Source organism: Enterobacter wuhouensis (genome assembly GCF_035835995.1).
Taxonomy (GTDB): Bacteria; Pseudomonadota; Gammaproteobacteria; order Enterobacterales; family Enterobacteriaceae; genus Enterobacter; species Enterobacter wuhouensis.
The window spans coordinates 4221115-4234110 of record NZ_CP142124.1 but is presented as its reverse complement, the minus strand read 5'-3'; the positions used below and the strand labels follow the sequence as shown (position 1 = coordinate 4234110).

Sequence of the window (12996 nt, the reverse complement as noted above, 5' to 3'; positions counted from 1 at the left end):
GATGTTGATACATTGTAAAGAAAAGAAAAAGGCCGCATAGCGGCCTTTTATCAACTCAAGGAGCGTGGCATTTTGCTCACCTGCTGACAGAAATCCCTCGTTTTACACAGAAAATGTGTGCAATTCAGGATATCCTTAGCGTGGCAGCGAGATTTTGCGCTCTTTAGATGGGCGATAGAGCACCAGCGTTTTACCGATGACCTGTACGTTACAGGCGCCGGTTTCGCGCACGATGGCTTCCACGATCAGGTTTTTAGTGTCTCTGTCTTCAGAGGCGATTTTCACCTTGATCAGCTCGTGGTGTTCCAGCGCTTGTTCAATCTCGGCAAGCACCCCTTCGGTCAAACCATTGTTGCCAAGCATAACTACAGGCTTGAGCGGATGTGCCAGACCTTTAAGGTGCTGTTTTTGTTTAGTACTCAGATTCATCGTATATTTTTGCTTACGTTGGGATTGAAAACGGTTCATTCTACCGCCATCTCCCTTATATCGCCAAATAGCAGCGTAGAAATTTACGTCAAAGGTAGGCAACGATGAACCCGGACGGAAAAGTTAAATGACAGGTAAAAAGCGTTCTGCCAGTTCCAGCCGCTGGCTTCAGGAACACTTTAGCGATAAATATGTTCTGCAGGCGCAGAAAAAGGGGTTACGTTCCCGCGCCTGGTTTAAACTTGATGAAATACAGCAAAGTGACAAACTTTTTAAGCCGGGGATGACGGTTGTCGACCTCGGTGCCGCGCCTGGCGGATGGTCCCAGTATGCGGTAACGCAGATCGGCGGCGCGGGTCGAATCATTGCATGCGATCTTTTACCGATGGATCCCATTGTCGGTGTCGACTTCCTTCAGGGCGATTTTCGTGATGAATTAGTGCTGAAAGCGTTACTTGAACGTGTGGGTGACAGTAAGGTCCAGGTTGTCATGTCTGATATGGCACCAAATATGTGTGGAACACCGGCGGTGGATATCCCCCGCGGCATGTATCTGGTGGAGCTAGCGTTAGAAATGTGTCGTGATGTACTAGCGCCTGGTGGTAGTTTTGTTGTGAAGGTGTTTCAGGGCGAAGGTTTCGAGGAGTACCTTAAGGAAATTCGCTCCCTGTTTGCGAAGGTCAAAGTTCGTAAGCCGGACTCTTCCCGGGCGCGTTCCCGTGAAGTGTATATTGTAGCGACCGGGCGAAAATGATAACCGGTAGATTTCAGGCGAAAGTTTGAATGAAACTGGATATAGAGTATCCTGACGCTGTTTTTAACACAGTTGTAATGTGAGGTTAATCCCTTGAGTGACATGGCGAAAAACCTAATTCTCTGGCTGGTCATTGCCGTCGTGCTGATGTCAGTATTCCAGAGCTTTGGGCCCAGCGAGTCGAATGGCCGCAAGGTGGATTATTCTACCTTCCTGCAGGAGGTCAATCAGGACCAGGTTCGCGAAGCGCGTATCAACGGACGTGAGATCAACGTTACCAAGAAAGATAGTAACCGTTACACGACCTACATCCCGGTGAACGATCCTAAGCTGCTTGATAACCTTCTGACCAAAAACGTCAAAGTGGTTGGCGAGCCGCCAGAAGAACCGAGCCTGCTGGCTTCTATCTTCATTTCCTGGTTCCCGATGCTGCTTCTTATCGGCGTCTGGATCTTCTTTATGCGTCAAATGCAGGGCGGCGGTGGCAAAGGTGCCATGTCGTTCGGTAAGAGCAAGGCGCGTATGCTAACGGAAGATCAGATCAAGACCACATTTGCCGATGTCGCAGGTTGTGACGAAGCAAAAGAAGAAGTGGGCGAACTGGTTGAATACCTGCGCGAGCCGAGCCGTTTCCAGAAGCTGGGCGGTAAGATCCCGAAAGGCGTCCTGATGGTCGGCCCTCCGGGTACCGGTAAAACCCTGCTGGCGAAAGCGATTGCAGGTGAAGCGAAGGTGCCGTTCTTTACTATTTCAGGTTCTGACTTTGTTGAAATGTTCGTGGGCGTGGGTGCATCTCGTGTGCGCGACATGTTCGAGCAGGCCAAAAAGGCAGCGCCGTGCATTATCTTCATCGATGAAATCGACGCCGTAGGCCGCCAGCGTGGCGCAGGCCTGGGCGGTGGTCACGATGAACGTGAACAGACGCTGAACCAGATGCTGGTTGAGATGGACGGCTTCGAAGGTAACGAAGGTATTATCGTTATCGCCGCAACTAACCGCCCTGACGTACTTGACCCAGCGCTGCTGCGTCCTGGCCGTTTCGACCGTCAGGTTGTGGTCGGTCTGCCGGATGTTCGCGGTCGTGAACAGATTCTGAAAGTCCACATGCGTCGCGTACCGCTGGCACCAGACATCGACGCGGCAATCATTGCGCGTGGTACTCCGGGCTTCTCCGGTGCGGATCTGGCTAACCTGGTCAACGAAGCCGCTCTGTTTGCCGCTCGCGGTAACAAGCGCGTCGTATCCATGGTGGAGTTTGAGAAAGCGAAAGACAAAATCATGATGGGTGCGGAACGTCGCTCCATGGTGATGACGGAAGCGCAGAAAGAGTCCACGGCATACCACGAAGCAGGCCACGCGATTATCGGTCGTCTGGTACCGGAGCACGATCCGGTGCACAAAGTGACGATTATTCCACGCGGCCGCGCGCTGGGTGTGACCTTCTTCCTGCCTGAAGGCGACGCGATCAGCGCGAGCCGTCAGAAGCTGGAAAGCCAGATTTCGACCCTTTACGGCGGTCGTCTGGCAGAAGAGATTATCTACGGTGTGGAACATGTGTCTACCGGTGCGTCCAACGACATCAAAGTCGCGACAAACCTGGCACGTAACATGGTGACCCAGTGGGGCTTCTCCGACAAACTCGGTCCGCTGCTGTATGCAGAGGAAGAGGGTGAAGTATTCTTGGGCCGTTCCGTGGCGAAAGCAAAACATATGTCCGATGAAACGGCACGTATCATCGATCAGGAAGTGAAATCATTGGTAGAGCGTAACTATGCGCGCGCACGCCAGATCCTGAACGACAATATGGACATCCTGCACTCGATGAAAGATGCGCTCATGAAATATGAGACTATCGATGCTCCGCAGATTGACGACCTGATGGCGCGTCGCGAAGTGCGTCCGCCAGCAGGCTGGGAAGACCCAGGCGCTTCCAACAATTCTGACAACAATGGCACCCCGCGTGCGCCGCGTCCGGTCGATGAACCGCGTACGCCAAACCCGGGCAACACCATGTCAGAACAGTTGGGCGATAAGTAAGTCACTGCTGTTGACGCGTTTGTCTGTATCTCAAACCCTGGAGCTTGCTCCGGGGTTTTTCTTTTCTGTTAAACCACATTAATACCAGGGATTTTCGCCATGAAACTATTCGCCCAGGACTCGCATCTCGATCTCTCACATCCGCACGTGATGGGCATCCTGAATGTTACCCCTGACTCCTTCTCTGACGGCGGCACGCACAACACGCTGATCGACGCGGTTAAGCACGCAAATTTAATGATCAACGCGGGTGCCACCATTATTGATGTTGGCGGTGAATCGACGCGTCCAGGCGCGGCGGATGTTTCTGTAGAGGAAGAGCTGGCGCGCGTGGTGCCGGTGGTTGAAGCCATCGCACAGCGTTTCGAAGTGTGGATCTCTGTTGATACCTCTAAACCTGAAGTCATTCGTGAAGTAGCGAGAGTAGGCGCTCACATTATCAATGACATCCGCTCATTGACCGAGCCGGGCGCTATTGAAGCGGCAGCGGAAACCGGCCTGCCGGTTTGTCTGATGCACATGCAGGGTCAGCCGAAAACGATGCAGGAAGCCCCGAAGTATGACGATGTCTTTGCCGACGTGAATCGCTTCTTTAATGAGCATATAGCGCGCTGCGAGCGTGCCGGTATCGCAAAAGATAAATTGCTGCTCGACCCGGGGTTCGGTTTCGGTAAAAATCTTTCCCACAACTATGCGCTGCTTGCGCGCTTATCAGAATTTCATCAGTTCGGCCTGCCGCTGCTGGTGGGGATGTCGAGAAAGTCGATGATTGGGCAACTGCTGAACGTGGGGCCAAGCGAGCGTCTAAGCGGCAGCCTGGCGTGCGCGGTGATTGCAGCGATGCAGGGCGCGCATATTATCCGTGTCCATGACGTCAAAGAAACAGTAGAAGCCATGCGTGTGGTAGAAGCCACACTGGCAGCGAAGGAAAACAAACGCTATGAGTAATCGTAAATATTTTGGTACCGATGGCATCCGTGGGCGCGTAGGCGATGCGCCAATCACCCCTGATTTTGTTCTGAAGTTGGGCTGGGCTGCTGGCAAGGTACTGGCGCGTCATGGTTCCCGTAAGATCATCATCGGTAAAGATACCCGTATTTCAGGCTATATGCTGGAATCCGCGCTGGAAGCCGGCCTCGCCGCAGCGGGGCTTTCTGCTTCCTTCACCGGCCCAATGCCTACGCCCGCCGTTGCGTATTTGACGCGGACCTTCCGTGCGGAAGCGGGGATTGTTATTTCGGCATCGCATAACCCGTTCTACGACAACGGCATCAAGTTCTTCTCTATCGACGGCACCAAGCTGCCGGATGAAGTGGAAGAGGCTATTGAGGCCGAAATGGAAAAAGAGATCACCTGCGTCGACTCAGCCGAGCTGGGTAAAGCGAACCGCATTGTTGATGCCGCGGGCCGTTACATTGAATTCTGTAAAGGAACCTTCCCGAACGAGCTGAGCCTGGCGCATCTGAAGATTGTGGTGGATTGTGCAAACGGCGCGACCTACCACATTGCCCCGAATGTTTTCCGCGAGCTGGGTGCGAACGTGATCACCATCGGCTGTGAGCCAGACGGCCTGAACATCAACGAGCAGGTGGGAGCAACGGACGTTCGTGCTCTGCAGGCACGCGTGCTGGCGGAAAAAGCCGATCTGGGGATTGCGCTGGACGGCGACGGCGACCGCGTGATCATGGTTGACCACGAAGGTAACAAGGTCGACGGCGATCAGATCCTCTACATCATTGCGCGTGAAGGTCTGCGTCAGGGCCAGCTTCGCGGCGGCGCCGTAGGTACGCTGATGAGCAACATGGGTCTGGAGCTGGCGCTGAAGCAGCTTGGGATCCCGTTTGTCCGCGCGAAAGTGGGCGACCGCTACGTGCTGGAAAAACTGCAGGAGAAGGGCTGGCGCATTGGGGCTGAAAACTCCGGCCACGTGATCCTTCTCGACAAAACGACCACCGGTGACGGCATTGTCGCGGGCCTGCAGGTTGTGGCCGCCATGGCGCGCAACCATATGAGCCTGCACGATCTCTGCAGCGGCATGAAAATGTTCCCGCAGATCCTCGTCAACGTGCGTTTCACAGCGGGTAAAGGCGATCCGCTTGAAAATGACAACGTGAAAGCGGTGATGGCTGACGTTGAAGCGGCCCTGGGCAATCGTGGCCGTGTACTGCTGCGTAAGTCAGGTACTGAGCCACTGATCCGCGTAATGGTGGAAGGTGAAGATGAAGCGCAGGTGACTGAATTCGCGCACCGTATTGCTGATGCGGTGAAAGCTGCATAATATTTCACTGTAAGTGTTTAAAAAGGCGGCGCTTGCCGCCTTTGTTTTAAGCAATTAACGGCTTTTTGCTGTTTTTTTCCGCAGTTGATACAATGCGTCAAAAATGCCCTTGCGAAGGTGATTCGCTTTGGTTAGTATTCACACCCGCTTCAGTGGGAAACACGAAATCCTGCTAATTGGTCGAAGCATTGGTATGCGGCAAATCCGCAAGGAACAGGTTGATTATGTACGAAGCTCTTTTAGTTATTTTCCTTATTGTAGCCATCGCTCTCGTAGCGCTGATCATGCTGCAGCAAGGTAAAGGCGCTGATATGGGAGCCTCCTTCGGAGCAGGCGCTTCCGGTACGCTGTTTGGTTCAAGTGGTTCTGCGAACTTCATGACCCGCACTACGGCGATTCTGGCTACGCTGTTCTTCATCATCAGTCTGGTGCTGGGCAATATCAACAGCAACAAGACCAGTAAAGGAAGCGAGTGGGAAAATCTGAGCGCGCCAGCAAAAACTGAGCAGACTCAGCCAGCTGCACCGGCTAAGCCAACCAGCGATATCCCGCAGTAAGTATTCAGTACCGAGGTGGTGGAATTGGTAGACACGCTACCTTGAGGTGGTAGTGCCCTAACGGGCTTGTGGGTTCGAGTCCCATCCTCGGTACCAATATTCCAGAAGAAAGACGTCGAAAGACGTCTTTTTTTTCGTCTGTATATCGTGAGATCTCCGATCTTGTGTAGGGCGGGTAAGCGCAGCGCCACCCGCCATTTTGCCCGGTGGCGCTGCGCTTACCGGGCCTACGAAGAGCATAAAAAAGGCGCCCTGTGGGCGCCTTTTGCATGTCTTGCTGTCGATTACTTCTTGTCGCTGTGTTCCAGGTTTTCAACCTGCGGCAGACCGTTACCGGAGCTGGCGGAAAGCAGGCCGTTCTCAACGTAGTTGAACAGCTTCTCACGGGTATCGGTGATGTCCAGGTTACGCATGGTCAGCTGACCAATACGATCGTCCGGAGAGAATACGGAATCACCTTTTTCCATGGTTAAACGCTCTGCTTTATAGGTCAGGTTGTCAGACACGGTATTCAGGATGGAGTAGTCATTGCCGCGACGCAGTTCCAGCGTCACTTCGCCGGTGATTGCGCTTGCTACCCAACGCTGCAGGGCATCACGCAGCATCAGCGCCTGCGGATCGAACCAGCGGCCCTGATACAGCAGTTTGCCCAGCTGACGTCCATGTGAGTGATACTGCTCAATGGTGTCTTCGTTGTGAATACCGGTCAGCAGACGTTCGTAAGCAATGTGCAGCAGCGCCATCCCCGGAGCTTCGTAGATGCCACGGCTTTTCGCTTCGATAATACGGTTTTCAATCTGATCGCTCATGCCCAGACCGTGACGGCCACCGATGCGGTTTGCTTCCAGCATCAGCTCAACGTCGTCAGAGAAGGTCTTGCCGTTCAGGGCAACCGGATGGCCGCGCTCAAAGCGTACGGTGACTTCCTCCGCCTGAATTTTGACGTTTTCGTCCCAGAACTTCACGCCCATGATCGGGTTAACGATCTTCACGCTGGAGTTCAGGAATTCGAGATCTTTTGCTTCGTGCGTGGCACCCAGCATGTTGGAGTCGGTAGAGTAGGCTTTCTCAACGGACATTTTGTAATCAAAGCCGCAGGCAATCATGAATTCGGACATTTCATGACGGCCGCCCAGCTCGTCAATGAAGTCGGTATCCAGCCACGGTTTGTAAATCTGCAGTTCGGCGTTGGTCAGCAGGCCATAACGATAGAAACGTTCGATATCGTTGCCTTTATAGGTGCTGCCATCACCCCAGATATTCACGTCATCTTCTTTCATGGCGGCAACCAGCATGGTGCCGGTGACGGCACGGCCCAGCGGGGTGGTGTTGAAATAGGTCAGGCCGCCGGTGGTGTTATGAAAGGCACCACACTGAATCGCAGCGATACCTTCGGCGACCAGCTGCTTACGGCAGTCAATCAGGCGTGCGTTCTCTGCGCCATACTCCATGGCACGACGAGGGATCGCGTCATAGTCTTCCTCATCCGGCTGTCCCAGGTTCGCAGTATATGCATAAGGAACCGCTCCCTTCTGGCGCATCCACAGCAGTGCAGCGCTGGTATCCAGGCCGCCTGAAAAAGCGATGCCAATACGTTGTCCTACCGGAAGATGCTTGAGAATCGTCGTCATATAATAAAACCCTGCTTGATTGACTGATTAGAGACCGCTTTCGCTCTCGATGCATGTTTATGCAAAATAAGTGAGTATTCATTTAATCATCTTTTGTCGATGACCGAAAGAGACTCGTGCGTTTTTTGTAAAATTTTCCCTCGGTTTGCCCTGGCGCAATCTGGGTTGACAGGTGGGGTCCACTATCAATATACTGAACGCCGATTTAACGTCCCGTCTTCGGTACCAAATCCCAGCATTATTTGCAAATTCTCACCAAAACGCGTAGAATTTGCCACGTTTCAGGCGCGGGGTGGAGCAGCCTGGTAGCTCGTCGGGCTCATAACCCGAAGGTCGTCGGTTCAAATCCGGCCCCCGCAACCACTTTCCCATAAAGTTCTTTTTCAAATATACTGTGAAGACTTAGAGCCTTCGTAGCTGGATTTGAAAAAATTCTTTCGGAGAGTGCTCCAGGCCACAGTTGTGGCTATAGGGTTCAGTTATCTAAAGCCCCGATTTGTCGGGGTTTTTTGTTATCTGACTACAGAATAACTGGGCTTTACGCCCTTTTTTTATGTCTTGGGGGTGGGCTTGTCCACATTAGAGCAAAAATTAACAGAGATGATTACTGCACCGGTCGAAGCACTGGGCTACGAACTGGTTGGCATCGAATTCGTTCGCGGCCGCACATCGACGCTGCGCATCTATATTGATAGTGAAGATGGCATCAATGTTGATGATTGTGCTGATGTAAGCCACCAGGTCAGTGCGGTAATGGATGTTGAAGATCCAATCACTGTTGCGTACAACCTGGAAGTTTCCTCACCTGGCCTCGATCGCCCGATGTTCACGGCCGAGCACTATGTGCGCTTTACCGGTGAAGAAGTGGCCCTCGTTCTGCGTATGGCCGTACAGAACCGCCGTAAATGGCAGGGAATTATCAAAGCCGTTGATGGTGAAATGATCACGGTGACAGTCGAAGGCAAAGATGAAGTGTTCGCGCTGAGTAATATCCAGAAGGCGAACCTGGTTCCCCACTTTTAACAGTCTGGATTGAGGTGAAAAGCCCGCGATGAACAAAGAAATTTTGGCTGTTGTTGAAGCCGTCTCCAACGAGAAATCACTGCCGCGTGAGAAGATTTTCGAAGCGCTGGAAAGTGCACTGGCTACAGCAACCAAGAAAAAATACGAACAAGAGATCGATGTTCGCGTAGAAATCGATCGTAAAAGCGGTGACTTCGATACATTCCGTCGTTGGGTAATCGTAGAAGAAGTGACCCAGCCAACCAAAGAGATCACGCTGGAAGCGGCGCGTTACGAAGACGAAAGTCTGAACGTGGGTGAATATGTTGAAGATCAGATTGAATCTGTCACCTTCGACCGTATCACGACGCAGACCGCTAAACAGGTTATCGTGCAGAAAGTTCGCGAAGCCGAGCGTGCACTGGTCGTCGATCAGTTCCGCGATCAGGAAGGCGAAATCATCACCGGCGTGGTGAAGAAAGTTAACCGCGACAACATCTCTCTGGAAATCAAATCCGAAGGGTTGCCGGGTAACGCTGAAGCGGTAATTCTGCGTGAAGATATGCTGCCGCGCGAAAACTTCCGCCCAGGCGACCGTATCCGTGGCGTTCTGTACGCTGTGCGTCCAGAAGCGCGTGGCGCTCAGCTGTTCGTGACCCGTTCTAAACCAGAAATGCTGGTAGAACTGTTCCGTATCGAAGTACCGGAAATCGGTGAAGAAGTTATTGAAATCAAAGCGGCGGCTCGCGATCCGGGCTCCCGTGCGAAAATCGCAGTAAAAACTAACGACAAGCGTATCGACCCGGTCGGTGCTTGCGTAGGTATGCGTGGTGCACGTGTTCAGGCGGTATCTACCGAACTGGGCGGCGAGCGTATTGATATCGTTCTGTGGGACGACAACCCAGCGCAGTTCGTGATCAACGCAATGGCTCCGGCTGATGTGGCGTCTATCGTTGTTGACGAAGACAAACACACCATGGATATCGCTGTAGAAGCGGGTAACCTGGCGCAGGCAATCGGCCGTAACGGTCAGAACGTACGTCTGGCGTCACAGCTGAGCGGCTGGGAACTCAACGTAATGACCGTTGATGACCTGCAGGCTAAGCATCAGGCTGAAGCCCATGCGGCGATCGATACCTTTACCAAATACCTCGACATTGACGAAGATTTCGCCACCGTTCTGGTAGAAGAAGGTTTCTCTACGCTGGAAGAACTGGCCTATGTGCCAATGAAAGAGCTGCTGGAAATTGACGGTCTGGATGAACAAACCGTTGAAGCCCTGCGTGAACGCGCTAAAAACGCACTGACCACCCTGGCACTGGCTCAGGAAGAAAGCCTTGGCGATAAGAAGCCGGCTGATGACCTGCTGAATCTGGAAGGTCTTGATCGTGCGATTGCGTTCAAGCTGGCTGCCCGTGGTGTTTGTACGCTGGAAGATCTCGCTGAGCAAGGCGTTGATGACCTGGCTGATATCGAAGGTTTAACCGACGAGAAAGCCGGCGAGCTCATCATGGCCGCACGTAATATTTGCTGGTTCGGCGACGAAGCGTAATAAACTGTAGCAGGAAGGAACAGCATGACTGATGTAACTGTAAAATCGCTGGCTGCTGAGATTCAGACCTCCGTGGACCGCCTGGTACAGCAATTTGCTGATGCAGGGATCCCGAAGTCCGCTGATGACTCAGTGACCGCGCAAGAAAAACAAACCTTGTTAGCGCACCTGAACCGTGAACACGGCTCAACGCCTGACAAGCTGACGCTGCAGCGCAAAACGCGCAGCACGTTGAACATTCCTGGTACCGGTGGTAAAAGCAAATCGGTACAAATTGAAGTCCGCAAGACACGCACCTTTGTAAAACGTGATCCGCAAGAGGCAGAACGCCTTGCCGCGGAAGAGCAGGCACAGCGTGAAGCGGAAGAACAAGCTCAGCGTGAGGCAGAAGCAACTGCCAAACGTGAAGCAGAATTAAAAGCTGAACGTGAGGCCGCAGAAAAAGCGAAACGCGACGCAAGTGATAAAGTGAAGCGTGACGCTGCGGAAAAAGACAAAGTGAGCAATCAACAGACCGACGAAATGACAAAAACTGCCCAGGCTGAAAAAGCCCGCCGTGAAAATGAAGCTGCCGAGCTGAAGCGTAAAGCGGAAGAAGAAGCCCGCCGCAAGCTTGAAGAAGAAGCTCGCCGCGTCGCCGAAGAAGCGCGTCGCATGGCAGAAGAAAACGAGAAGAACGGCGTGAATACCGCTGAACCGACTGAAGACACCAGCGATTATCACGTCACCACTTCTCAGCACGCACGTCAGGCTGAAGACGACAACGACCGTGAAGTTGAAGGTGGTCGTGGCCGTACGCGCAGCACCAAAGCCGCGCGTCCTGCGAAAAAAGGCAACAAGCACGCTGAATCCAAAGCTGACCGTGAAGAAGCACGCGCTGCCGTTCGCGGCGGTAAAGGCGGTAAGCGTAAAGGTTCTGCTCTGCAGCAGGGCTTCCAGAAGCCTGCTCAGGCGGTTAACCGTGACGTTGTGATCGGCGAAACCATCACCGTTGGCGATCTGGCGAACAAGATGGCGGTTAAAGGCTCTCAGGTCATCAAAGCGATGATGAAACTGGGCGCAATGGCGACCATCAACCAGGTCATCGACCAGGAAACCGCACAGCTGGTTGCCGAAGAGATGGGCCACAAAGTTATCCTGCGTCGTGAAAACGAGCTGGAAGAAGCAGTAATGAGCGACCGTGACACTGGCGCAGCGGCTGAACCGCGTGCACCGGTTGTGACCATCATGGGTCACGTTGACCACGGTAAAACCTCTCTGCTTGACTACATTCGTTCTACTAAGGTTGCTTCCGGTGAAGCGGGTGGTATTACCCAGCACATCGGTGCTTACCATGTTGAAACTGAAAACGGCATGATCACCTTCCTGGATACCCCGGGCCACGCAGCGTTTACCTCAATGCGTGCTCGTGGTGCTCAGGCGACGGATATCGTTGTCCTGGTTGTTGCTGCGGACGATGGCGTAATGCCACAGACCATCGAAGCTATCCAGCACGCGAAAGCGGCGCAGGTGCCTCTGGTTGTTGCAGTCAACAAAATCGATAAGCCAGAAGCTGACATGGACCGCGTTAAGAACGAACTGTCCCAGTACGGCGTTATGCCGGAAGAGTGGGGCGGTGAAGCGCAGTTCATCCCTGTATCTGCAAAAGCGGGTACCGGTATTGACGACCTGCTGAACGCTATCCTGCTGCAGGCTGAAGTTCTGGAGCTGAAAGCGATCCGTAATGGTATGGCGAGCGGCGCGGTGATCGAATCCTTCCTGGATAAAGGTCGTGGTCCGGTTGCAACCGTTCTGGTTCGTGAAGGTACGCTGAACAAAGGCGACATCGTCCTGTGCGGATTCGAATACGGTCGCGTTCGTGCGATGCGTAACGAACTGGGTCAGGAAGTGCTGGAAGCGGGTCCATCCATTCCAGTGGAAATCCTGGGCCTGTCCGGTGTTCCGGCTGCCGGTGATGAAGTGACCGTTGTGCGTGACGAGAAGAAAGCGCGTGAAGTTGCACTGTATCGTCAGGGCAAATTCCGTGAAGTTAAGCTGGCTCGTCAGCAGAAGTCTAAACTCGAGAACATGTTCGCGAACATGACCGAAGGCGAAGTTCACGAAGTGAACGTCGTTCTGAAAGCCGACGTTCAGGGTTCTGTGGAAGCGATCTCCGACTCCTTGCTGAAACTGTCTACCGACGAAGTTAAAGTGAAGATCATCGGTTCTGGCGTAGGTGGTATCACCGAAACCGACGCAACCCTGGCTGCAGCGTCCAACGCCATCCTGGTTGGCTTCAACGTTCGTGCGGATGCGTCTGCACGTAAAGTGATCGAAGCTGAAAGCCTGGATCTGCGTTACTACTCCGTCATCTATAACCTGATCGACGAAGTGAAAGCAGCAATGAGCGGCATGCTGTCTCCTGAGCTGAAACAGCAGATCATCGGTCTGGCTGAAGTACGTGACGTGTTCAAATCACCGAAATTCGGTGCGATCGCGGGCTGTATGGTTACCGAAGGTAACATCAAGCGTCACAACCCAATCCGCGTACTGCGTGACAACGTGGTTATCTACGAAGGCGAGCTGGAATCCCTGCGCCGCTTCAAAGATGACGTTAACGAAGTCCGTAACGGCATGGAATGTGGTATCGGCGTGAAGAACTACAACGACGTTCGCGTTGGCGATATGATCGAAGTGTTCGAGATCATCGAAATTCAGCGTACCATCGCTTAATCTTCGTCGGCTTTTGGGCCGCCACTGCGTTGGCTGCGCTCGTT

Annotated in this window: 10 protein-coding genes and 2 tRNA genes; 10 read left to right on the top strand and 2 right to left on the bottom strand. The window is 53.2% G+C overall.

Features of this window, described 5'->3' with window-relative positions; genetic code table 11:
- Window positions 1-135: 135 nt before the first annotated feature.
- Window positions 136-429, bottom strand: a complete 294-nt coding sequence (yhbY, locus tag VPX56_RS20150) for a ribosome assembly RNA-binding protein YhbY (protein WP_003861814.1) — start codon at window positions 427-429, stop codon at window positions 136-138.
- Between the two features lie 127 nt (window positions 430-556).
- Between yhbY and rlmE the strand changes: the two genes are divergently transcribed.
- The 6 genes from rlmE to VPX56_RS20120 all read left to right on the top strand — a co-directional run bounded on the left by rlmE (window position 557) and on the right by VPX56_RS20120 (window position 6151).
- Complete coding sequence (rlmE, locus tag VPX56_RS20145) at window positions 557-1183, top strand: 23S rRNA (uridine(2552)-2'-O)-methyltransferase RlmE (protein ID WP_010436004.1); 627 nt, start codon at window positions 557-559, stop codon at window positions 1181-1183.
- 102 nt (window positions 1184-1285) lie between these two features.
- Window positions 1286-3220: an ATP-dependent zinc metalloprotease FtsH gene (gene ftsH, locus VPX56_RS20140; protein WP_010436002.1), complete on the top strand. Its 1935-nt coding sequence runs from the start codon at window positions 1286-1288 to the stop codon at window positions 3218-3220.
- A gap of 99 nt (window positions 3221-3319) precedes the next feature.
- Window positions 3320-4168, top strand: coding sequence for a dihydropteroate synthase (gene folP / locus VPX56_RS20135; RefSeq protein ID WP_131635317.1), 849 nt, complete (start codon window positions 3320-3322; stop codon window positions 4166-4168).
- On the top strand, window positions 4161-5498 hold the full coding sequence (glmM, locus tag VPX56_RS20130) for a phosphoglucosamine mutase (RefSeq protein WP_131635318.1): 1338 nt from the start codon (window positions 4161-4163) through the stop codon (window positions 5496-5498). Before folP ends, glmM begins: the two co-directional genes overlap by 8 nt.
- A gap of 224 nt (window positions 5499-5722) precedes the next feature.
- Window positions 5723-6055 (top strand): preprotein translocase subunit SecG, encoded by a 333-nt coding sequence (secG, locus tag VPX56_RS20125; protein WP_003861803.1) that lies wholly within the window; start codon window positions 5723-5725, stop codon window positions 6053-6055.
- A gap of 9 nt (window positions 6056-6064) precedes the next feature.
- A tRNA-Leu gene (locus tag VPX56_RS20120) sits at window positions 6065-6151 on the top strand.
- A 188-nt stretch (window positions 6152-6339) separates the two neighbouring features.
- Here the strand turns inward: VPX56_RS20120 and argG are convergent.
- Window positions 6340-7686 (bottom strand): argininosuccinate synthase, encoded by a 1347-nt coding sequence (gene argG, locus VPX56_RS20115; protein ID WP_326468567.1) that lies wholly within the window; start codon window positions 7684-7686, stop codon window positions 6340-6342.
- Between the two features lie 286 nt (window positions 7687-7972).
- Between argG and VPX56_RS20110 the strand changes: the two genes are divergently transcribed.
- The 4 genes from VPX56_RS20110 to infB all read left to right on the top strand — a co-directional run bounded on the left by VPX56_RS20110 (window position 7973) and on the right by infB (window position 12952).
- Window positions 7973-8049, top strand: a tRNA-Met gene (locus VPX56_RS20110).
- A gap of 207 nt (window positions 8050-8256) precedes the next feature.
- Window positions 8257-8709: a ribosome maturation factor RimP gene (gene rimP, locus VPX56_RS20105; RefSeq protein WP_014071903.1), complete on the top strand. Its 453-nt coding sequence runs from the start codon at window positions 8257-8259 to the stop codon at window positions 8707-8709.
- A 28-nt stretch (window positions 8710-8737) separates the two neighbouring features.
- Window positions 8738-10240, top strand: coding sequence for a transcription termination factor NusA (gene nusA / locus VPX56_RS20100; protein WP_131635319.1), 1503 nt, complete (start codon window positions 8738-8740; stop codon window positions 10238-10240).
- Window positions 10241-10264: 24 nt separating this feature from the next.
- Window positions 10265-12952, top strand: coding sequence for a translation initiation factor IF-2 (gene infB / locus VPX56_RS20095; RefSeq protein WP_131635320.1), 2688 nt, complete (start codon window positions 10265-10267; stop codon window positions 12950-12952).
- Window positions 12953-12996: the final 44 nt, after the last annotated feature.

Coding starts and splice junctions, on each gene's coding strand:
- glmM (WP_131635318.1), top strand. CDS start 4,161: ATGAGTAATCGTAAATATTTTGGTACCGATGGCATCCGTGGGCGCGTA.
- nusA (WP_131635319.1), top strand. CDS start 8,738: ATGAACAAAGAAATTTTGGCTGTTGTTGAAGCCGTCTCCAACGAGAAA.
- rlmE (WP_010436004.1), top strand. CDS start 557: ATGACAGGTAAAAAGCGTTCTGCCAGTTCCAGCCGCTGGCTTCAGGAA.
- folP (WP_131635317.1), top strand. CDS start 3,320: ATGAAACTATTCGCCCAGGACTCGCATCTCGATCTCTCACATCCGCAC.
- infB (WP_131635320.1), top strand. CDS start 10,265: ATGACTGATGTAACTGTAAAATCGCTGGCTGCTGAGATTCAGACCTCC.
- secG (WP_003861803.1), top strand. CDS start 5,723: ATGTACGAAGCTCTTTTAGTTATTTTCCTTATTGTAGCCATCGCTCTC.
- yhbY (WP_003861814.1), bottom strand. CDS start 429: ATGAATCTGAGTACTAAACAAAAACAGCACCTTAAAGGTCTGGCACAT.
- argG (WP_326468567.1), bottom strand. CDS start 7,686: ATGACGACGATTCTCAAGCATCTTCCGGTAGGACAACGTATTGGCATC.
- ftsH (WP_010436002.1), top strand. CDS start 1,286: ATGGCGAAAAACCTAATTCTCTGGCTGGTCATTGCCGTCGTGCTGATG.